Annotated in this window: 32 protein-coding genes; 3 read left to right on the forward strand and 29 right to left on the reverse strand. The window is 44.1% G+C overall.

The window, feature by feature from the left end; genetic code table 11:
- Positions 1 to 183 precede the first annotated feature (183 nt).
- From RUW00_RS17245 to RUW00_RS17385, 29 genes are all read right to left on the reverse strand, one after another.
- Positions 184 to 387 (reverse strand): coiled-coil domain-containing protein, encoded by a 204-nt coding sequence (locus tag RUW00_RS17245; protein ID WP_315956695.1) that lies wholly within the window; start codon positions 385 to 387, stop codon positions 184 to 186.
- On the reverse strand, positions 384 to 569 hold the full coding sequence (locus RUW00_RS17250) for a hypothetical protein (RefSeq protein WP_315956696.1): 186 nt from the start codon (positions 567 to 569) through the stop codon (positions 384 to 386). The genes RUW00_RS17245 and RUW00_RS17250 overlap by 4 nt, the downstream gene beginning before the upstream one ends.
- Positions 557 to 775 carry a hypothetical protein gene (locus tag RUW00_RS17255; RefSeq protein ID WP_017417270.1) on the reverse strand — a complete coding sequence of 73 codons (219 nt, stop codon included), beginning with the start codon at positions 773 to 775 and terminating at the stop codon, positions 557 to 559. Before RUW00_RS17255 ends, RUW00_RS17250 begins: the two co-directional genes overlap by 13 nt.
- Entirely contained in the window at positions 775 to 1,209 is a 435-nt protein-coding gene (locus RUW00_RS17260; RefSeq protein ID WP_315956697.1) for a YopX family protein, read from the reverse strand. The genes RUW00_RS17255 and RUW00_RS17260 overlap by 1 nt, the downstream gene beginning before the upstream one ends.
- Positions 1,206 to 1,481: a hypothetical protein gene (locus tag RUW00_RS17265; protein ID WP_216119332.1), complete on the reverse strand. Its 276-nt coding sequence runs from the start codon at positions 1,479 to 1,481 to the stop codon at positions 1,206 to 1,208. The genes RUW00_RS17260 and RUW00_RS17265 overlap by 4 nt, the downstream gene beginning before the upstream one ends.
- Positions 1,478 to 1,840 (reverse strand): hypothetical protein, encoded by a 363-nt coding sequence (locus RUW00_RS17270; RefSeq protein WP_315956698.1) that lies wholly within the window; start codon positions 1,838 to 1,840, stop codon positions 1,478 to 1,480. Before RUW00_RS17270 ends, RUW00_RS17265 begins: the two co-directional genes overlap by 4 nt.
- Complete coding sequence (locus tag RUW00_RS17275) at positions 1,840 to 2,157, reverse strand: hypothetical protein (protein WP_315956699.1); 318 nt, start codon at positions 2,155 to 2,157, stop codon at positions 1,840 to 1,842. The genes RUW00_RS17270 and RUW00_RS17275 overlap by 1 nt, the downstream gene beginning before the upstream one ends.
- Positions 2,157 to 2,840: a dUTP diphosphatase gene (locus RUW00_RS17280; protein WP_315956700.1), complete on the reverse strand. Its 684-nt coding sequence runs from the start codon at positions 2,838 to 2,840 to the stop codon at positions 2,157 to 2,159. Before RUW00_RS17280 ends, RUW00_RS17275 begins: the two co-directional genes overlap by 1 nt.
- 250 nt (positions 2,841 to 3,090) lie before the next feature.
- The gene (locus RUW00_RS17285) at positions 3,091 to 3,228 is read right to left on the reverse strand and encodes a hypothetical protein (protein WP_016938691.1); all 138 of its coding nucleotides are present in this window, start codon (positions 3,226 to 3,228) and stop codon (positions 3,091 to 3,093) included.
- A gap of 11 nt (positions 3,229 to 3,239) precedes the next feature.
- Positions 3,240 to 4,616 (reverse strand): DNA cytosine methyltransferase, encoded by a 1,377-nt coding sequence (locus RUW00_RS17290; protein WP_315956701.1) that lies wholly within the window; start codon positions 4,614 to 4,616, stop codon positions 3,240 to 3,242.
- Positions 4,617 to 4,619: 3 nt separating this feature from the next.
- On the reverse strand, positions 4,620 to 4,880 hold the full coding sequence (locus RUW00_RS17295) for a hypothetical protein (RefSeq protein WP_017417489.1): 261 nt from the start codon (positions 4,878 to 4,880) through the stop codon (positions 4,620 to 4,622).
- On the reverse strand, positions 4,877 to 5,263 hold the full coding sequence (locus RUW00_RS17300; RefSeq protein ID WP_315956702.1) for a hypothetical protein: 387 nt from the start codon (positions 5,261 to 5,263) through the stop codon (positions 4,877 to 4,879). The genes RUW00_RS17295 and RUW00_RS17300 overlap by 4 nt, the downstream gene beginning before the upstream one ends.
- Positions 5,264 to 5,294: 31 nt before the next feature.
- Positions 5,295 to 5,498, reverse strand: coding sequence for an XtrA/YqaO family protein (locus RUW00_RS17305; protein WP_003155894.1), 204 nt, complete (start codon positions 5,496 to 5,498; stop codon positions 5,295 to 5,297).
- An 80-nt stretch (positions 5,499 to 5,578) separates the two neighbouring features.
- Entirely contained in the window at positions 5,579 to 5,731 is a 153-nt protein-coding gene (locus tag RUW00_RS17310; RefSeq protein WP_315956703.1) for a hypothetical protein, read from the reverse strand.
- Positions 5,732 to 5,850: 119 nt separating this feature from the next.
- Positions 5,851 to 6,309, reverse strand: coding sequence for a DUF1064 domain-containing protein (locus tag RUW00_RS17315; protein WP_161512396.1), 459 nt, complete (start codon positions 6,307 to 6,309; stop codon positions 5,851 to 5,853).
- Positions 6,296 to 6,748, reverse strand: a complete 453-nt coding sequence (locus RUW00_RS17320) for a YopX family protein (protein WP_013351201.1) — start codon at positions 6,746 to 6,748, stop codon at positions 6,296 to 6,298. The genes RUW00_RS17315 and RUW00_RS17320 overlap by 14 nt, the downstream gene beginning before the upstream one ends.
- Positions 6,749 to 6,893: 145 nt before the next feature.
- Positions 6,894 to 7,037, reverse strand: a complete 144-nt coding sequence (locus tag RUW00_RS17325; protein WP_185855137.1) for a hypothetical protein — start codon at positions 7,035 to 7,037, stop codon at positions 6,894 to 6,896.
- Between the two features lie 9 nt (positions 7,038 to 7,046).
- Positions 7,047 to 7,829, reverse strand: a complete 783-nt coding sequence (locus tag RUW00_RS17330; protein ID WP_175291452.1) for an ATP-binding protein — start codon at positions 7,827 to 7,829, stop codon at positions 7,047 to 7,049.
- Entirely contained in the window at positions 7,819 to 8,793 is a 975-nt protein-coding gene (locus tag RUW00_RS17335) for a hypothetical protein (RefSeq protein WP_315956704.1), read from the reverse strand. The genes RUW00_RS17330 and RUW00_RS17335 overlap by 11 nt, the downstream gene beginning before the upstream one ends.
- Before the next feature lie 166 nt (positions 8,794 to 8,959).
- On the reverse strand, positions 8,960 to 9,799 hold the full coding sequence (locus tag RUW00_RS17340) for a recombinase RecT (protein ID WP_315956705.1): 840 nt from the start codon (positions 9,797 to 9,799) through the stop codon (positions 8,960 to 8,962).
- A 2-nt stretch (positions 9,800 to 9,801) separates the two neighbouring features.
- Positions 9,802 to 10,752 carry a YqaJ viral recombinase family nuclease gene (locus RUW00_RS17345; RefSeq protein WP_315956706.1) on the reverse strand — a complete coding sequence of 317 codons (951 nt, stop codon included), beginning with the start codon at positions 10,750 to 10,752 and terminating at the stop codon, positions 9,802 to 9,804.
- On the reverse strand, positions 10,752 to 10,937 hold the full coding sequence (locus tag RUW00_RS17350) for a hypothetical protein (protein WP_103041985.1): 186 nt from the start codon (positions 10,935 to 10,937) through the stop codon (positions 10,752 to 10,754). Before RUW00_RS17350 ends, RUW00_RS17345 begins: the two co-directional genes overlap by 1 nt.
- Positions 10,930 to 11,547 (reverse strand): hypothetical protein, encoded by a 618-nt coding sequence (locus tag RUW00_RS17355; RefSeq protein WP_315956707.1) that lies wholly within the window; start codon positions 11,545 to 11,547, stop codon positions 10,930 to 10,932. Before RUW00_RS17355 ends, RUW00_RS17350 begins: the two co-directional genes overlap by 8 nt.
- A 111-nt stretch (positions 11,548 to 11,658) precedes the next feature.
- Complete coding sequence (locus tag RUW00_RS17360; RefSeq protein WP_315956708.1) at positions 11,659 to 11,859, reverse strand: YqaI family protein; 201 nt, start codon at positions 11,857 to 11,859, stop codon at positions 11,659 to 11,661.
- Positions 11,846 to 12,124, reverse strand: coding sequence for a hypothetical protein (locus RUW00_RS17365; RefSeq protein WP_315956709.1), 279 nt, complete (start codon positions 12,122 to 12,124; stop codon positions 11,846 to 11,848). The genes RUW00_RS17360 and RUW00_RS17365 overlap by 14 nt, the downstream gene beginning before the upstream one ends.
- Entirely contained in the window at positions 12,121 to 12,693 is a 573-nt protein-coding gene (locus RUW00_RS17370; protein ID WP_127010345.1) for a helix-turn-helix domain-containing protein, read from the reverse strand. The genes RUW00_RS17365 and RUW00_RS17370 overlap by 4 nt, the downstream gene beginning before the upstream one ends.
- A gap of 68 nt (positions 12,694 to 12,761) precedes the next feature.
- Positions 12,762 to 13,460, reverse strand: a complete 699-nt coding sequence (locus RUW00_RS17375; protein ID WP_127010347.1) for a BRO family protein — start codon at positions 13,458 to 13,460, stop codon at positions 12,762 to 12,764.
- A 52-nt stretch (positions 13,461 to 13,512) separates the two neighbouring features.
- Complete coding sequence (locus tag RUW00_RS17380) at positions 13,513 to 13,653, reverse strand: hypothetical protein (protein ID WP_016938671.1); 141 nt, start codon at positions 13,651 to 13,653, stop codon at positions 13,513 to 13,515.
- A gap of 54 nt (positions 13,654 to 13,707) precedes the next feature.
- The gene (locus RUW00_RS17385; protein WP_315956710.1) at positions 13,708 to 13,938 is read right to left on the reverse strand and encodes a helix-turn-helix transcriptional regulator; all 231 of its coding nucleotides are present in this window, start codon (positions 13,936 to 13,938) and stop codon (positions 13,708 to 13,710) included.
- Positions 13,939 to 14,208: 270 nt separating this feature from the next.
- On the opposite strand from RUW00_RS17385, the gene RUW00_RS17390 reads away from it, so the two are divergent.
- The 3 genes from RUW00_RS17390 to RUW00_RS17400 all read left to right on the forward strand — a co-directional run bounded on the left by RUW00_RS17390 (position 14,209) and on the right by RUW00_RS17400 (position 16,713).
- Positions 14,209 to 14,613 (forward strand): helix-turn-helix domain-containing protein, encoded by a 405-nt coding sequence (locus RUW00_RS17390; protein ID WP_315956711.1) that lies wholly within the window; start codon positions 14,209 to 14,211, stop codon positions 14,611 to 14,613.
- Positions 14,614 to 15,054: 441 nt separating this feature from the next.
- On the forward strand, positions 15,055 to 16,092 hold the full coding sequence (locus RUW00_RS17395) for a hypothetical protein (RefSeq protein ID WP_315956712.1): 1,038 nt from the start codon (positions 15,055 to 15,057) through the stop codon (positions 16,090 to 16,092).
- 144 nt (positions 16,093 to 16,236) lie between these two features.
- Positions 16,237 to 16,713, forward strand: coding sequence for an ImmA/IrrE family metallo-endopeptidase (locus RUW00_RS17400; RefSeq protein WP_016938667.1), 477 nt, complete (start codon positions 16,237 to 16,239; stop codon positions 16,711 to 16,713).
- The last annotated feature ends 4 nt before the right edge of the window (positions 16,714 to 16,717 follow it).

Below are 16,717 nucleotides of genomic sequence, written 5' to 3' on the forward strand. Positions count from 1 at the left end.
TCCTCCTTCTCTTCCGGCGGCCACCATCCACGAACCAAGTACCCACTGATCGCCGCGGTAACTGACACACAATTTAATCTCAAACTCTGATTGTCGAAATAATACGCCAGAATTATTCCTATGGAATCGGCAACGGCCGACATTATGAGAATTATCAACACTCTAAATGCAAACTTCATTCCGTCACCCCCATAAATAATTCACGGCAATCACAGCGCCGTACACGATCCAAGAAAGGGCGAAAAACAAGATTCGCCAGTTCTGCCCCCGGATCATTTTGTTTTGTTCCTTAATTGTCCGCGCTAAATCCTCATTACGCGTTTCCAGTTCGATGCATCTTTCTTGTAATTCTTCGTTTTCCGCTTGCAGTTCTTCGTTTTCTGTCATTGTTCCGCGCCCTCCTTCATCGTCTCTTCCAGTAAACTTAAATCATCAGAATCTATCGCAAGAGTTTGTTCTCCACAAAAAGGGCAATAAATTTCGGACGTGCTGGCAGGCCTTTCTAAGAATGTCCATTCCTCGCAGTCGTCGCAATAGTATCCGATTAATGTTCCATTCACTTTTGGCATTCCGTGTCCACCTTCTTCCGCCGCATCGAATTGACAAGCGTTTGAATCTCTCTTGTGATCCGCTCGGCCTCTTTTGCGCCTTGATCTATCACATTGAGTCTGTTTCGCTTTCTATAAATCACCGCGTCATGCATGACGTTGTTAACCTGTTCGCTCAATTCATCAAACAGATTGAAAAGTTGAATTGATTTATCTTTGTATGCCATCACTCCGCGCCCTCCAATAACTCAGGATCTTGGTAAATGTCTCCGATGACTTTATTTGTCGCCGTCTCAGAAAACAACGGTCTGCACTCTTCTTTTTTCTCATTGACGATGCACCATGAGCCGTCAATCATTTTCACTTCGCCTATGAATGGCTGCGGGTCATACAAACCGCCGGGCGCTGTTTCCTCCTGTTTAACGATATCGCCCGCATAAATTCGCTTCAGTCTCGAGTGTGTTTGAAACTGATCAGTTCCATTCATGAGAACGGATTTTCCGTCTCCGCTGTGTGCGATCACACCATAACCTCTTAACCATACGGACCATCCGAAAACTTTTCCTTCAATTGAACCCAATTCACCGATGGAAAGGCATATGCCTTCATCACCGCAATAACACATCTGCTCGCCGTCCCAAACTCTGCATGCTTTGTTCATAGGAGCGAACCGTCCATGATAAGGACTTCAATGTCCGGATTGTTGAAAGTCCCTGAGATATAGGTGTAAGACATCAGCTCTCCATCTTCACCCTTTACTTGCGAATACATAATGAGCGCATAGTCTCGTTCCACTTCTCGGATTTCATCGTCTTGAAAATTTTCGTAATCGTCCGTGTCAGAAATATACTCGTTGTAAATCCTTTCAGCATCCGCCTCGTCTTTCGCTTTGATAAGCGCGTAATATGGATCATGGATTTCATAGAATTTCATTGTTCTTCCCCCTTCAATAATTGAGCTGATTTGAGAATCTGTTTAAAATGTGACATTGCATGGTCCCAACCGTCGTAATGACAGGGACGATTTAGTCTCTTGATGTCTTCCCTACCTGCTTCCATTTCATTGAACCCTTTGATGACTTCTTTAATACTTTGATTGTCGTTCAGCGTTTGGATAGCCGCTTCCAGATAGACTGCCTGGTCAAGAGTTTCTTCAAGTGCATGCTGCAACCAGCCGCGCAGGTCATAGGCATTAACTTGGACGGGCTGGCCGTACTTGGCAAGCCCCTTTTCCTGTTGTGCGTTTAGTTTGCTGATGACGGCTGAAATGATCGGGTTGTCGGTGTGGTTCATCAGATAACCCCTCCTATTGGTGTGACGACTGAATAAAGATCATCTGTTCCATCAATGATGTCAATTTCATGAATTCCGCCTTTATATGCCCCTGCTGCTATGATTCGGAATGCAAACACCGTTAATAACTCCTGCCTTTCAGCTTTACACCCTGCGAATTTCGGATTAGGCTCGTTCCGGAAACCGATACGCTTGTTATCCTCAACAATCGCATCCCATACATCATCCCTAAACTGAATGACATCCACCTCTAAACCTCGATTACGAATGCTATTGATTACTTTGATTGCCGCTGATTGGATTTTTTGAATATCCATCAATACCCCTCCTGCTGCCGCTGATGATTGACGGCGTTCTTGTCCATGTAAGCCGCTTCGATTTGCTCCCATTTAAAACCGAGCTTGTTGCCTAATTCAAAGAAAGTCGTGAATAAACTGATATATGTCCGCTTTTCTACATTGCTGAAATGGAATCCATAAGCAATGGATAGCAAGCAAGAGAATGTTTTTGCTGTATCAAACCCTTTTTCAGAAATTAAATGCTGCACGACTACATCATCTATGGTGTCAGTGTCATTCCAGCCAAGCCGGTTCCCGATGCTCAAGATAAAATGCAGGCAGTCCACGTATTCCTCAAGCAATGGATTTTTATCACGAAAAGCCGTTACATAAGCCGCATTGCAAACAGGACATATTTCATAATCCGGATCTAATAAGTGTTTAAAATCATCTTTGTTTAAATATTTTCCGCAATAGTGATTTTCACATCGGAAAAAGGATGCATTTTCAGGAGTCGCTCCAACAGTTGTTGATAATTTTGTTCTTGGCTTTTGATTATTACTCCAATGCTTAAAGCCGCGCCATTCATTCGCACACTCGGCCAGTTCCACTTGTAGAGCAAGAATGAGGTTCGGTAGCAAGTCCTGTCCCTCAAGCCCCTTTTCTTTGATGATCCGATCATCAAGCACCTTTTGCATTTCAAACATTTTTTGTAGATTCATTGTCCGCTCTCCTTTGATTTAATTGTGAGCCGTGTTTTACAATCCTTGCTGACCTGTTGCAATTCAGCAGTGAAACAGTCAAGACAAATATTTTCTTGTTTTCGATGATCGCCAGTGTTTTGTTTTAGCTTTTTAATGTCTGATCGCAGAGCAAACCTTAAAGGCTTTTCAAAGATAGGTGCAGTATTTTCATGGGTATCTAATCCGCACGTTTCACAACATAAGCTTTCCATAATGATTTTTCGCTCCCTTATTTCCGCCCGCCGACGGTATTTTGTAGAAATTCATGCACATGACACATAAGTAGCATGCCGCCTGTTTCCGGTCCGTGCTTTTCACGGAAGACAGCCAATGCTTGTTCGAAAGCCTGCCTGTAATCCTGTTTCATGGCCTTCCCTCCTAATTAGCCTTTAGTCTTGTAAACTTGGTCATATGTTCACTTACGCAGAATTCAGGAAGGTTTGCCCTGACAAGCTGCTCGGCGAAGGGCGGCGGAACTGCGTTGCCACATCGCTCAATCTGTTTCTTTTTCGAATACGCTACGCCGTTTATATCTCTATCAATCACGTAATTAGTCGGGAATCCCTGAGCCGCAAATAATTCATGAGGCTGAAGCATCCGCATTCCGATGTCAGCGATCTGATAGTTTTCGCCTTTAATCGTGACCAGGCCGAATCTGTCTTTTGTGGTGACTGTATGCAGAGGGTCACTGAGAGCCTGCCCCGTATCTGACCCGTAATATTTCGTCAGGAAAGCCCTGACTTCGCCAACGTGCAAGCCGCCCGCCGTTATTGTAGGCATTGGGTTCGTCACCGTTTGGCCGTCTCTGCATGTGCCGCGGAGCTTGATCAAGTGACTTGTGGCAATGGCGAATTTATTGCCGCCGGCCGTTATGGTGCCGAGTGGTTTTTTCAGATCGAGTACCCGCCGGCCTTCCGGATCGCCGTATCCCATTTGAATGAGTGAATTACCGCGCTCCCCTATAACAAAAGGTTTTTTACTGTCAACGACAAAACGTTGTATGCCTCGGGCGATGCGCCGCATTGTATTTTCAGAAAGAGGCTTTTTCCTGTTGAAAATCGACGGTGTTTCCAATGACCAGTCCATGATCTCGGAGGCAGTCCGCCACGGTTTAAGCTTTCCGGATTTCACTGCTGCGCTTTTTGGGTCGCCATGTGTCGGCTCGGGCCATATGATCGGCCGCCCGTCCCGCCGTGCGATTAAGAACAGCCTTTTCCGAATTGTTGGGGCGCCGTAGTCGCACGCCTTCAGCTCTTTCCATTCGACTTTGTATCCGTGTCTGTTTAACGCTCTGACAAAAGAACGGAACGTATACCCCTTTTTGTCCGGGTCCGGCCTTCCGTCTTTCCCAAGAGGCCCCCACGTCTGAAATTCCTCGACGTTTTCAAGAATGATTACCCGCGGGCTTACCGTTGCCGCCCACCTGACCGCTACCCATGCAAGCCCCCGGATGCTCTTCTCGACGGGTTTGCCGCCCTTGGCTTTTGAAAAATGCTTGCAGTCCGGGGAGAACCAGGCTAAACCAATCGGCCGCCCCTTGGCTGCTTCCCTCGGGTCTACTTCCCAAACAGACTCACAATAATGTTCTGTATCAGGGTGGTTTACTTGGTGCATGGCGATGGCCGCCGGATCATGGTTAATCGCAATGTCCACCGAAAGCCCGGTAGCCAATTCAATTCCGGTACTGGCCCCGCCTCCGCCCGCGAAGTTATCGACAATGATTTCTCTGAAAAGTCCCAGTTGCTGTTTAATCATCCCTTAACCCCCGATCAAATTCGGCAGCACGGAGATAGTGAAGAAGATGAGTCCCACGCATGCCCCGACAAGCCAGATATTTGTTTTATCCCGTTTAGCGATAATGGTATGATCGCCAATCATTTTCAGATCGTCAGACCGAGCGACAAGCGTCGGGATGTAGTCCGGGTGAACCTTTAAAAGCTCGGCCGCCTGCTCGACGGTCATTGCTTCGTCCTTCGTGGCCTTCACGTTCCGCTGGAGTTCTACTTGTAATGGCATCATTCCGCATCACCCTCCAATCCTCTGCCTTCAAGAAGCTCCTTCGCATATCGGGAATACCTTTGAATTACCAATTCAGGCGCCGTTCTCTCTATTTTCATATTTGCGAACTGATGAAAGGCTTTTCTGAACCTGTCATTCTCTTTTGTAAGCCGCTGAATCTCTTCCTGCGCCTGCCGAAACTGAATGACCGTGACATCCTGCTGGCGCTGGTGTTCCTCAATGATTGCCTGCTGTTTTCTCATGTAGCCGATCATTATGTCTTTGACATAACTCTGCTCAATGATGTAGCAAGGTCCTGCATTTATATCGAGTGGCTTCAATTCCTCTTTTGAAGCTAAATGCCACAATGACAAGTCGCTTATAATTTCCTGTAATTTATCCATGCCCGTTCCTCCCCCGCAGGGGAAACCCCTGCTATTTGAATTTATGGCCGATCTCGTAATCACAACGAGCCAGGCCGCCTTTTATTGTTTGAATGATTGTTTTACCATGTTCCGGGGCGTCCATTAGATGAGCAGTCCCTTCGGTGCCATCTAAAACGATGATGCGGACTTTCCCCGGCTCGATGCTTTGCTGAATAGTTGTTTCATGATTTTTTATTTCTGTTGGCTTGTTCACTCTGGCCGCCCCCTGTGCTATGATAGAAGTACCAGTTCATATCAAAGCTCCGGGGCCTCGGCTTCGGTGCTTTTTTCGTTTTATGACGGCAGGCGCATCGTTAAACCGGCAGATGGCTTTAATTCCTCGCGGTAGATGATCGGATGCTTTTCGACGTATGCCGCCAACTGCTCCGCCGTCATTTTCCACCCCTTAACTGGACCAGGCTTGTATGGATCGATTTTTTCTTGCATAGCGATAACCTCCTGAATTGATTTTGGGAATTTCTGAACCTCCAAGCTTTTTGCAATCCGCTCCTATGCGGCTAGCGCATCGCTTGTAACTGGAACAGAGCGTCATGCAGGCCATGAGCTTATCTTCTTCCTGCACCCACAACGGCCGATCGTCTGCGATTACCACGTTTTGCAGTGGTCTTCCCCGCCTTTCTTTTGAGTTTTTTCAGCTCGTCCAGCTCAATGAAGCCGAGTGACTTATCCAGTGCCAGCACCTTGAGTGGCGTATCGTAAAGCCGCTCATACAACTTGCGTTTGATGGCAAATTCCTTTGTTTCAACGCCCTTGATGTCAATGATCTCGATGCTGCCATCCAAGTTATGAACCTCAAAATCTGCAATATATTCAATCTTCCGAAAAGTCTTGTCGTTCTTTTTGAATGCTTCTTGAAGCAGGAACCGCGGCTGCAGCTTGAAATCTTTGATCTGCTTGCTCATCTTGAGCCATTTCAGCTGCTCATAGTATTTGGCTTCGGCCCGGCTATCGAACGTGATGCCGTCCATCTGCGTTTTTCTGGCGCCGTACTTATTTGCTGGCATGCGATGCCTCCAAAAGCTCAGGATTTTGGTGAATATTGCCGATGACTTCTAAATCAACATGAGCTACAAATACAGTAGTCAAGCCTCGCTTTATTCGCTTGAATCTAAAACCTGGCACCTCTTTTGTCCAATAGATCCCGTCTGAAGCATGTTCAGCCACTTCTTCCTGCCATAAAACTTCTAATAGCTCATTTGAATTATCACGGTGGTTCCTTACAATGTCTCCCTCATAAATCTCCCGGCCGTTTTTGTCCTTTAATCCAGTGAATTGCCCAACTGTTTCCTGCCTCACACTGTAAGCGAATGGAACCCCAGCTTTATTAGAGATATAAGAACCAGGATCAATGCCCATGCTCTTAATTCTTTGTTTAATGATTGATAGGTTCCCGCAATACCATTCTCCGTTGATGCCCATTCCTCGAAACTTAACTTCTCTCATTCTTCCGCCTCCATATCTCTGACTATTTCCTTATCGGCCCGTTCCCGCGTGCGTTCGTTACCTACCGTCAATTTGTTCCCAGTGCTGAATCTGCTTTTCCTTGTATGGCGCCGTGAAGATGATGGCCGAAAGCAGAATAACCGCTTTAAGCACTGTGCATCAGCTCCATTTGTTTGATTTTTTCCTCAAGCACCCGGATCGCCGGGGTAAGGTCCTGGCCGGCCGTTTGCTCGGCGGGCCCGAACAGATACATACCGCCGGATATCATAACGTTTGTTTTCTCTTTCATAGCAATCTCCTATTCGTATAGTGATTGGAGCAGTAGATCATTTTCCTGCTTGGCTTTTTTGCTCCTGATTTTTTCATCTGGCATACGAATTGGAAATGTCATTTTCTCAATCCGGCTGCTGATACGCCCTTCAGGATATTTAAGGTCTAATTCATCAATGCTCAGATTACTTGTGAAGATGGTCGGTTTCTTATTTTGCAGTCTGTAATCAAGAATGCGTGTGAACGTTTCCTCAACCCAATCGCTGACTTTCTCAACGCCTATATCGTCCAAAATGGCAAGATCAGCCGTTTTGACAGCCTCGATAATGTCCGAGCTTTTCACCTTTGATTCTCCATCAAAGGTTTTTTTGATTTCACCGATTAGATCAGCAGTAGACGAATAAAGAATCTTCATAGGGCTTTCCGGCTTATCATGCATTTTTATGATGGCCTGTAGGATACTTGCAGCAAGCCGCGTCTTCCCGCTGCCCTTCTCATGACTGTGGAAATAAAGTCCTTTTCCTTGCTCGCGCATCATATCGAATTTAAGCACATAGTTTTTTGAGGCCCTTTTGGCATTGGCTGCCCGCTCTTTAGAAATATCCTGATCGTAAACATCAATTTCAAAAGAGTTTAAAGTGACATCCTTAAATTCTTCCGGCAGCCGGGCGCTGAGCAGTTTATTTTCTAGCGCCTTAACAGCTTTACAAGGGCACTCTTTCATAAACTCAGTGTTTTCTTTGTGATCCTTCACCCATATGAGCCCTGAGCCGTCGCATTGTTTATAAATGCAGTTTTCCTCAGAAATCACAGTGAGTGTCTCGTATCTTTCCTGAGAGGCCCTTTTCACGGGCAAGCGCTTCGAGTCTTTCAACTTCTGCGCTAGATGTGGATTGGCTTTCTCCAACTGCTTTAGGGCGGTTGCTAAACTGTTCATGATTTCCTCGTCCTCCCCGGTTCATTAATTTCATAAGTCCCTGCCGCGCTTTATGGTCACTCGTTCCCCGCAGAATACCGAGTGTGTACGCTTCTTTGCGGTCGTCGTATTTCTCGGCATGCTCCCACATAGCGTAATGAAGCTGATCGACGCTGTACTTACTCATTTTTTCAATATGGTTCGCAAGCAACTTCGCGGAAATTTTGCAATGTGAACGTGTAAGCCGGATGCAGTCAAGATATTGAACGAGTATGCCTTTTTTGATGCCTTCCGGAAGCGCGCCCATTTTAATAACCATGTCAGCGAATTTTTCAATTTCTTTTTCACTCGCCAGATTCATATTTTTTAATTCTGCTGCACTTAATGCGTCCTTCAATGTGTCTTCGTTGCTGATCTGTTGCGGCATTAAGTGATCAGCGTAATCAGGAATGTTTTTGAATTTACCTTGGTCTTGCATGTCCTCACCCTTTTTATGTTCTTGTTCCGAATCCCCGGTTTCCACTGGCGGAAATGAATCTGCTTTCTTTCCGTAATTCTTTATGTTTTGAAGCTTCTCATAATCAACAATCGTGATAATAGTTGCTTTGTTCTGCTTCATTCGTCTTGTTTTGATCAATCCTGCTGTCTCAAGTTTGCCGAGAGAGTACCGCATTTTTTTAAGATCAATAGATAGGTCCCTCGCAAGCTCCGCCACATTAATCATTGCTTCACCTGTTTTTAATGATCCAACGGGAGCGAAAACGGCCTCTTCGAGCAAACACATATAAAGAATCTTTTCGCGCCTATTTGCAAACTGCTGGCGGGGCTGAATAACATACCCCATGCCTTTCATTTCCAAGCCGCTCACCTACTTCCTTTCACACAGTGCTGTCATGCCGCTGATGCGGACTAAACGCAAGCCCGGTTCATTTGTTCGGATATAACCCTGAACATAATCACGGAACAGTTGCGCCCGATTAGGCGCCCCTTCTGTCATCCACTTGTAACAGAAGGGTATGCTAACCTCAATCAAATGGCAGGTCATTTTCGCTAATGTCTACAGGCTTACCGTCAAAGGGATCGACATCCTGCGCGCTTGGCTTTTCTTCTGACACTTCGACATCAATGATTTCCGGCTCTGCCATTTCGTCAGTAATATCAACCCGCTCACGTTCCTCGTCATCCTCTATAACTGCCTTCTGCATTTCAACTGAGAGAATCCCCCATTTACTAAGCATAGATTTCAGAACGGTTTTAAGCGCCATTGCATCCCAATCCTTACCCCATCCAAAATCTGATTTACTGAATTTCTTTTTGTGTTTCTCTACTTGCGCTTTTGTCCAGTAGACTGTTTTGCTGAAACCGTTCAGTAATTCGAAGTAGGCGGCGTAGCCCTCCACTTTCTCAGATGCTCGCTTTTCAAAATCAATTTCGATTTCTTCTGTTAACGGATTCCACTTCTGAAGCTCACCCTCGTGAATTGCTATGCAGTTAATAGATTTGTATTGACCTGTCCGCAACGCAAGCTGGATATATCCTTTGTATCCAAGCTGGAATTGCGCTTTGCCGCTATACGGAACTATCCACGCATAGCCTAAATTTTTATCAACCGGTAGATCAAGCGTAGCCGCCACCATAGCCGCAGAGATAACAGACATTGGCTCTGCCTTCTGAAGCATCTTCTCGCTTGTGTACAGACTCAGAATGGATGCAGTGAACTGGGGCGCCCTTTTCCCTAAGACCGTTTCAAACCGATTGATTACAGCAGGTGAAGAAAGCAGGCCCTTCATCGTTGTTCCCTGCGGCTGCCCTGGCACGTTATTTTGTTTTTGAATGTTATTTTTAAGTGATTCATTTGTAGCCATATTTAGCTAACCTCCTTAATTCCAAAGCGTCTGTATTGCACTTCTTTTGTGACTTTCTCATATACATCTGGAAACTGCTCTTTCAGTTTATTAGTGTCGATCCGGTTAGTTACAACCGGTTTCCAGCTAGTCTGATAGTTTCCAATGAATCCGTATTCTGCTTCCTTCATTTCGTGCTTGATTTGGTTTTCTAATTCTTTCGCCTGCAATTGCAATTCAGCGATGCTTTCCTTTAATTGCAAATACTGCTTTATCCGTTCACGGTTTACCGCGGTAAGATCAATAACCTTGTTGCTTTCCGTTTCCGCATACCGTTTTTTCAGATATTCTTCTGCTGCGCTTGATCCGTCCAATGCGGGAGCAACCCCACCCAACACCGCAGTATTCCAAAACTCGACTTCGGCAGTGAATATCATTTCGATTAATTCATCATCCCGCTCAATTTCTTTCCAGACGAATTTATTGCCGCCTATCAGAACAGCAAAGTATGCTTTTTTATACTGGGGACCAAGCACGCCAAGATAGTGCTGGACCTGAACAATATAGTCAGCAGGGATCTCGTCATTCTCCCATTCTTTCAAGTTGTATGCTGACGTGGTTTTGCACTCCAATATGGCTTTTTCGCCAACGATCATTCGGTCAACATTCGCCAAAATGAAATCATGTTCAGGATGCTTCAGCATGGACTTTTTACGCCTAACTTTTTTCCCGCTCCGTACTTCAAATTCTTTTGCGACAATGTCCTCAAGGATTGAGCCGAAGTAAGCCGCCTCACTGGCTGACTCACTGACCGGGACTTGTCCCGTTTTGTCCAGCCATAATTCAAATGCGGTTCTCCATTTGTTTAACCCCAAGATTACGGAGGCATCTGAACCGCCGATGCCCTTCCGTCGCTCAAGAAGCCATTCGTCCCGACTCATGTCCGCTGTCGAAGCGAAAACCTCTGCTTGCATTAAATAATCCCTACCTTTCTTTTGTATGCTTCCGCACCAAGCCGCTGCCATTCTCGGTATGCGTCCATTGATGGGAAGGAAAATACCGGTTTTCCCTTACTGAACATGATTGAGCCGCCGACTTCTCTCAGGCGCTTCTGATCGTCCACCCGGTCACTGAAAGATGCTGTTACTGGTTTAGGCATCGTATCTTCCCTCCTTTTTTTCCTCGTAGAAGTTATTGGCTCTGTATACGAATCCCTCTGAATCTTCCTGCCCCCACGCATCGTTTGCAGGTTTGATTTGAACACGCGTTCCGCAGTTATCACATGGTGTAAAACGGAATCCTTGGGGGACGTGTTTTGTTTCACTTAATCCACATGAAGGGCACGAAAATCTTGTTTTCCACTTTTCACGCTCCCCCTTGTCGTTTGTAGGGAAAACAATTGGCGTCGCCAAACGGCGTTCACTGTTCAACAATTGAACCTGTCTTGGTCTTGAATTGATTTTTTCGGCAGGTTCAGCTTTTTCAGCAAGCCGATTTGTCACTGTATTTGTTGCCTCTCTCGCATCTGCCGCGCCTGCCTTATCGGTGTTTTTTTCTACGTCATCCTTTTGAGGAATAGCAGTAATAGACTCTGCTGTTTGACGGGCTGCCGTAGATATTTGTTCGGGACGGATGCGGCCAGGCATTTCATCGGCATTCATGTAAGTAATAATTTGATGGATAATTGAGCCTGCTTCCCGAGCTGTTAAACTGTCAGCTTCAAAATTCGCTTTTTTACCGATATTGTTTTCAAGGTTTAATTTGATCATTGTTATTTCCCCCGATTTCTAATTGTTTTTAGACAGGTAATTTGGTATAATTAAAGGAACATTTCTTTACCAAAAGACCTTTTGAAGTCCACTCTGCAAAGTGGGCTTTTTTTATTGTGCTGAATGAAATTTAAATCCAAGTTGCTCCTTTAAGTAGCGTTTGAGATTGTCTTGTAGAATTATCTCGCCGCAGTCGATTACATAATTATCTGCTGACGTTACTTCGTCCCCGAAAAAGTCCTTTTTTGTTTCCAGTTCAGTCGCCTTGTCATGCCAGTTGTTCAGAACCATCGGATTTTCAATATGCTGCATCAACCAAAAACCTCCTTTGAAATTCCTGAGCAGTTGCAGGACTCATATACTTAACTGGTTGTACCATCCGAAGAAACTCTCTTTTTTCGGCCTTATAATCTTCCAGTCTCGCGCTTGCTTGTTGCATCCTCGCATATGCTTTATCTGCTTGTTCAAGGTCACCGCTTATTAAAGATTTGCTGAGAATTTTCGAATATTCTTCAATCACTATCATTTCTAATTTGGCCGCGTTACGCCGCTTAACCAGCACTTTGTCATCAATCACACCAGCACCGCCTGCCTTCCCTCTTGTTTTGCCATTGCAACCTGACTCATTAGCGCCTTACGCGTCCACCTGTCGGCCAGGTCCTTCATATTCAAACCATGACTGCGGACCAGCGAATATATCAACGTTTTGTTTGCCGGGATAAGATCGAAAATCTGCTTAATATCAGCCATTGGCAGTTCTTCCGACTGTCGGCCCGGCCTATCGTTCGCCAGCCAGCGCGATAACTGCCGTGTTGCTTGCAATGCTTCTTCAAGCTGATGGATCATGTTAATTACCGCCGCGCTTGCGCTCTCGTTAAGAGCCGGGTCAATTGGCGCCGCCGCTGTCGGATGCAGTTTGAAGAGGTAATGTACGAGATCAATATGTTCGTATGCGCCGCACGCTTCAAACCACTTGATGCATAATTCCGGAGTAAGCTTGCTGAATCCATTTTCAACGTCTGAAACATACCGCTGATCCTTCCCGCCTATCAAATTACCGATCTGGTATTGTGCAAGCCCTGCCGCTTTGCGAACACTACGCATGATCCGGGGTAGATTATGCAAATTGTATGGGTTGTTCTCCATATGTTTGCCTCCTGATATATCCAGTTGTTCACTGGTAAAATTTAATTAATGAAGGAACTCGAAAGGATTTAGGAAACCTTCCGAGGAATCCAATTTTCTATATATTTGATTGCGGATAACAGCTCCCGGCGCTTTATGTCTTTGTAGCTTGCAACGCCGAACCGGTCTTTTATCTCACGGTGTATTTCTCTGAAAAGCCTGGCCGCTTCTTCCTTACCTTCCGTGATGCTATAAACCCGGCGCGCGACTACTTTTTGAAACCGGCGCTGTTCTCCGGAATCCAGGGTGATTTGCTCGTCCACTTTTTGACTGAGCTCACCGATCTGTTTTTCATGATGGAACAACACTTTTTGCATTTTTTGCTGTTGTTCTGCTGTACTTAAAGTGAGTTTTAGCGATTCGATTCGCTGTTCTTCATCGGATAATACTCTCGGTCCGCCGTACTGGCCTGTTTTGCGTAATGTTGGTAACAAGTCATCAAACACCCATGATTCGAACTGAGTTGCGGCGGGAAGCCTTGATTTTACGATCAGCCGATACAAATTTCCTTCGTTGATAAATTTTTTCTGTTGTGTCCGATCCATTGAATCGGTGACCTCGTGAAACGCGACCCCACTTACCAAGCAATGTTTTGATATGGCGTCATGTGGATTTGCGTAGCCGAGTGCCTCAGCAGCTTCAGTTGCGCCGAAATAGTCTTTGTTGTTAATTTGAATGATTGGCAGCTCTCCAAACTGCTTATGGGAGAAGTTTTGCAGTTGATTCATGTTGTTGTGGCCTCCTTTGCTTGTCCACCAAAAAAAGGTGAAGCAGAAAATTTTAAGCGTTTAACTTCAGGTCTTTTTTTGAAGTGAAATACGGTTCCAGAGCTTTACGGAAGCATTCTTCTCTGTCCATTGTTCCGTAATACTCTTTGCCGATTTTGATGTTCGTTGTTTTAGTCTTTGTTTGTTTAGCCATTGCGCTCACCTCACGACAGTGTATTCATGTTGGACAGATGGACTACCCAAGGAATTAAGCAGAATGAGCACTTTGTAGCTTTTCGCTACATTCATTTTCAAAAAAAAGAGCCCAATCGAACTTTAAAACTTTGGATATCTTCTTCGCTACCTGAACACTGGGTCTTCTCGCTCCAGATTCAATTTGGCTATAGTATGGCCTTTTTATATCTGCCTTCATAGCAACTTCTTCTTGAGTCATTTCAGCTTGGGTTCGAATATGCAGCAACCAAGTCCGTTGATTCATCTTCGCACCTCCTTTTGTAGCGTTTTGCTACTTGATATGTACAGTATACTGTAGCCATTCGCTACAATCAAGTGTTTTTTGTACTTTTTCGCTACATTTTTTTATTGTAGCAATTTGCTACGTTATAATACGGATGTGCCTGCGTGTGCCTGTGTGTGCCTGCACGTGCCTGCACGTGCCTGCGTGTGCCTACATGGATTGTTTCAAGAAAACAAAAGAATATGTGGAAGGCACCTTTTCCAAATGTTCATAAAGAAAGTAGGGAAGAAAATGCTAGGTGATCGTTTAAGAGTGCTCAGGGAATCCAGAAAACTTACTCAGGGAAAGTTAGCTGAAATCCTTGATATTTCACGGGGCACATACGCTCATTACGAAATAAATAAAAGAAAGCCTGATTATGACACTTTAATAAAGCTTGCTGAATATTATGGCGTCACTACTGATTATCTCTTGAAGGGAGAAAGCAAGGAAACTCAGGATTTAATCTTCAATGAGCAGGCAAGAAAAATCCTTGAAGACCCCGACACATTAATTGCCGCTGCTGATGGTAAGATCACTGATTCTATCCTAAAGGCAGCACAGAAGATTATTGCGCAGCAATTAGAGGCAGGCCGCAAACCGGGGGATATTCGGAACAACAAATATAAGCCGGACAAGCCAACTGATGAAAGTTGATTTTTTTTAGTCTGTAGTGATACAAATAATTACATAATTTCATCACCTTGATAAACCGATCTTTTGTTTATCAAAAAACGACGTCTTTGTTATTTTAGTTATCTTTAGTTATTTAGTTATCTAATAGAAGAAACCCAACAAAAACGAATGGAAACTAATGTAATCCAATCCGTGTCCCAATGTTAAATATTACAAGCGTGTAAACTTACGTTTATCAAGGGTTCGCGAAATATCCCGTATCCCAATCGTGTCCCTCCCGTGTCCCAATGGTATACCAGAGTAGTACCAAAAAAATCAGAGGAAAATACGGTCTTAAATCGCATTAAAAAGCGCTTATATAGAGAGAAAATTGCCGCTTTTATACAGAGAAAACAATAAAAAATCCTGGCTTCTGCCGATATAAATAAAGTGTATTCATTTCTATAAAAAGGGGAAATTGCTTTGAAAAAATGGTTGTTAGGTATTGGGGCTTTAACATTAAGTTTTTCATTAGCTGCATGCAATTCTGACTCAACATCTTATAAAGGGGATGACTCTTCGAATAAAACAAAGTCACTTTCTTTAGAAGACCAGTTAAAAAAAGATGCAAAGTCATATGATTACGCTCAAGTTAATAGCGCTGGAATAAAAAAGGGCACCAAGATTGTAATTGAAGGTGACGTAACATATGCAGATAACGTGGATGATGACGGGAAGACAGTTTCAAAGAATGTAGCGTTCACTGTGAGCAAAAACAGTGATGGTTCAGAGGCTTACACTGTCAGCAATAAAAGCTCTGACAAATTCAAACTGCAAGATACTGTTAAAATCTATGGTACATACGAGGGGCGTGAATCAGGCACCTCCATGCCTAAAGTCAAAGCCGTTGTAGTGGAAAAAGTCGATAAGAAAAAAGAGCAAGCAAAAAAAGACGCTGCAATTAAAGACAAATTCCAAAAAACAGGCGAAGGCGATATTGAAGGATTAGGACATGTAAAGACTATTGGCATCGGGTACAGCGATGAAGTAGGTATTGACGGAAAAGACACACCACTGAAGCCTGTTAAAATGGGTGATATGAAACTGTATATCGAAAGCGTCAGAGTCTTGGAGATTACGCCAACGGAAGACGCCAAGTCCCTTTATTTTAATGATCAAGACAAGGTACGATCAGTTGTAATGGAATTGAAGGCCGAAAACACTTCTTCAAAGGATATTACATTCCATCCGAATCAATCTGTCATTGTAACAAACACAGGCGAACAAGTCGAAACTGATATGGGCTTAATGGGCGAAGTAGGCGGAGACTTTTTAGGAAAAGTAAAGAAAGAAGATCAGACATGGTGGGTTTTAAAGGATAATTCAAAGGATATTAAAAATATTAAAATGATTATTCCAGCTCCGACCGATTCCAAAACATTTGATGAGCTCGGGACAGAAAAAAGGATCGATTTCAACATTCTTAGTTTTGAGGATGCGAAGAAAAAGGACGAAAAATAATAATTGCCCTCTTGCGGGGGCATTTCTTTTTCGCTTAAAATAGAACATATGTTTGATCCATAATTTTCAATAGGCTATTGGACACATTTACCATAGGAAGATTGTACACATTTTAATTTCCACACATTTAAGGGGGCGTTCATCTTGGTATACACAAAAAGTCATCTGGAAGATTGGATTGAAAGGCTGTATAGGGAAATAAACATTCTCCATCCATCTGACATTAATTTTGATCATATCGCTCATGCGCTGGATATTTTAATCGTATACAATCCGGTAACCAGTTTTGCGCTGCGCTTCAAGGGAATGTTCACCATTTCTTTAGATTCCCGAAAGTCCAGAAAAGAACAATGGCTTGATTTTTCACATGAGGTCTGCCACGAGTTCAGACATGAAAATAATGATAAGATCATGCCGATTTATTGGAAAGAATACTTAGAGTGTCAGGCGAATTATTTTGCATATCATTTCTGCATTCCTACATTTATGCTCCGGCAAATTGAAATCCCTCATAATCAATACTTCGCGGCGCAAGTCATTGCCGACATATTCAAAGTGCCTGAATCATTTGCGTATCTCCGCTTAAATATGTACTTAAACAAAGCCAGGCTGATCATATAAAAAG

Source organism: Bacillus sp. IS1, from assembly GCF_032461585.1.
In the GTDB taxonomy this organism is placed as follows: Bacteria; Bacillota; Bacilli; order Bacillales; family Bacillaceae; genus Bacillus; species Bacillus velezensis.

Excerpts from the sequence above, each read along its gene's own strand:
- RUW00_RS17290 (WP_315956701.1), bottom strand. The coding sequence starts at position 4,616 with ATGATTAAACAGCAACTGGGACTTTTCAGAGAAATCATTGTCGATAAC.
- RUW00_RS17350 (WP_103041985.1), bottom strand. The coding sequence starts at position 10,937 with ATGCCTAAACCAGTAACAGCATCTTTCAGTGACCGGGTGGACGATCAG.
- RUW00_RS17250 (WP_315956696.1), bottom strand. The coding sequence starts at position 569 with ATGCCAAAAGTGAATGGAACATTAATCGGATACTATTGCGACGACTGC.
- RUW00_RS17370 (WP_127010345.1), bottom strand. The coding sequence starts at position 12,693 with ATGGAGAACAACCCATACAATTTGCATAATCTACCCCGGATCATGCGT.
- RUW00_RS17280 (WP_315956700.1), bottom strand. The coding sequence starts at position 2,840 with ATGAATCTACAAAAAATGTTTGAAATGCAAAAGGTGCTTGATGATCGG.
- RUW00_RS17285 (WP_016938691.1), bottom strand. The coding sequence starts at position 3,228 with ATGAAACAGGATTACAGGCAGGCTTTCGAACAAGCATTGGCTGTCTTC.
- RUW00_RS17360 (WP_315956708.1), bottom strand. The coding sequence starts at position 11,859 with ATGCAGCATATTGAAAATCCGATGGTTCTGAACAACTGGCATGACAAG.
- RUW00_RS17340 (WP_315956705.1), bottom strand. The coding sequence starts at position 9,799 with ATGGCTACAAATGAATCACTTAAAAATAACATTCAAAAACAAAATAAC.
- RUW00_RS17270 (WP_315956698.1), bottom strand. The coding sequence starts at position 1,840 with ATGAACCACACCGACAACCCGATCATTTCAGCCGTCATCAGCAAACTA.
- RUW00_RS17275 (WP_315956699.1), bottom strand. The coding sequence starts at position 2,157 with ATGGATATTCAAAAAATCCAATCAGCGGCAATCAAAGTAATCAATAGC.
- RUW00_RS17385 (WP_315956710.1), bottom strand. The coding sequence starts at position 13,938 with ATGAATCAACGGACTTGGTTGCTGCATATTCGAACCCAAGCTGAAATG.
- RUW00_RS17390 (WP_315956711.1), top strand. The coding sequence starts at position 14,209 with ATGCTAGGTGATCGTTTAAGAGTGCTCAGGGAATCCAGAAAACTTACT.
- RUW00_RS17345 (WP_315956706.1), bottom strand. The coding sequence starts at position 10,752 with ATGCAAGCAGAGGTTTTCGCTTCGACAGCGGACATGAGTCGGGACGAA.
- RUW00_RS17375 (WP_127010347.1), bottom strand. The coding sequence starts at position 13,460 with ATGAATCAACTGCAAAACTTCTCCCATAAGCAGTTTGGAGAGCTGCCA.
- RUW00_RS17255 (WP_017417270.1), bottom strand. The coding sequence starts at position 775 with ATGGCATACAAAGATAAATCAATTCAACTTTTCAATCTGTTTGATGAA.
- RUW00_RS17310 (WP_315956703.1), bottom strand. The coding sequence starts at position 5,731 with ATGCAAGAAAAAATCGATCCATACAAGCCTGGTCCAGTTAAGGGGTGG.
- RUW00_RS17245 (WP_315956695.1), bottom strand. The coding sequence starts at position 387 with ATGACAGAAAACGAAGAACTGCAAGCGGAAAACGAAGAATTACAAGAA.
- RUW00_RS17315 (WP_161512396.1), bottom strand. The coding sequence starts at position 6,309 with ATGCCAGCAAATAAGTACGGCGCCAGAAAAACGCAGATGGACGGCATC.
- RUW00_RS17380 (WP_016938671.1), bottom strand. The coding sequence starts at position 13,653 with ATGGCTAAACAAACAAAGACTAAAACAACGAACATCAAAATCGGCAAA.
- RUW00_RS17265 (WP_216119332.1), bottom strand. The coding sequence starts at position 1,481 with ATGAAATTCTATGAAATCCATGATCCATATTACGCGCTTATCAAAGCG.
- RUW00_RS17295 (WP_017417489.1), bottom strand. The coding sequence starts at position 4,880 with ATGATGCCATTACAAGTAGAACTCCAGCGGAACGTGAAGGCCACGAAG.
- RUW00_RS17355 (WP_315956707.1), bottom strand. The coding sequence starts at position 11,547 with ATGATCAAATTAAACCTTGAAAACAATATCGGTAAAAAAGCGAATTTT.
- RUW00_RS17320 (WP_013351201.1), bottom strand. The coding sequence starts at position 6,748 with ATGAGAGAAGTTAAGTTTCGAGGAATGGGCATCAACGGAGAATGGTAT.
- RUW00_RS17300 (WP_315956702.1), bottom strand. The coding sequence starts at position 5,263 with ATGGATAAATTACAGGAAATTATAAGCGACTTGTCATTGTGGCATTTA.
- RUW00_RS17325 (WP_185855137.1), bottom strand. The coding sequence starts at position 7,037 with ATGAAAGAGAAAACAAACGTTATGATATCCGGCGGTATGTATCTGTTC.
- RUW00_RS17260 (WP_315956697.1), bottom strand. The coding sequence starts at position 1,209 with ATGAACAAAGCATGCAGAGTTTGGGACGGCGAGCAGATGTGTTATTGC.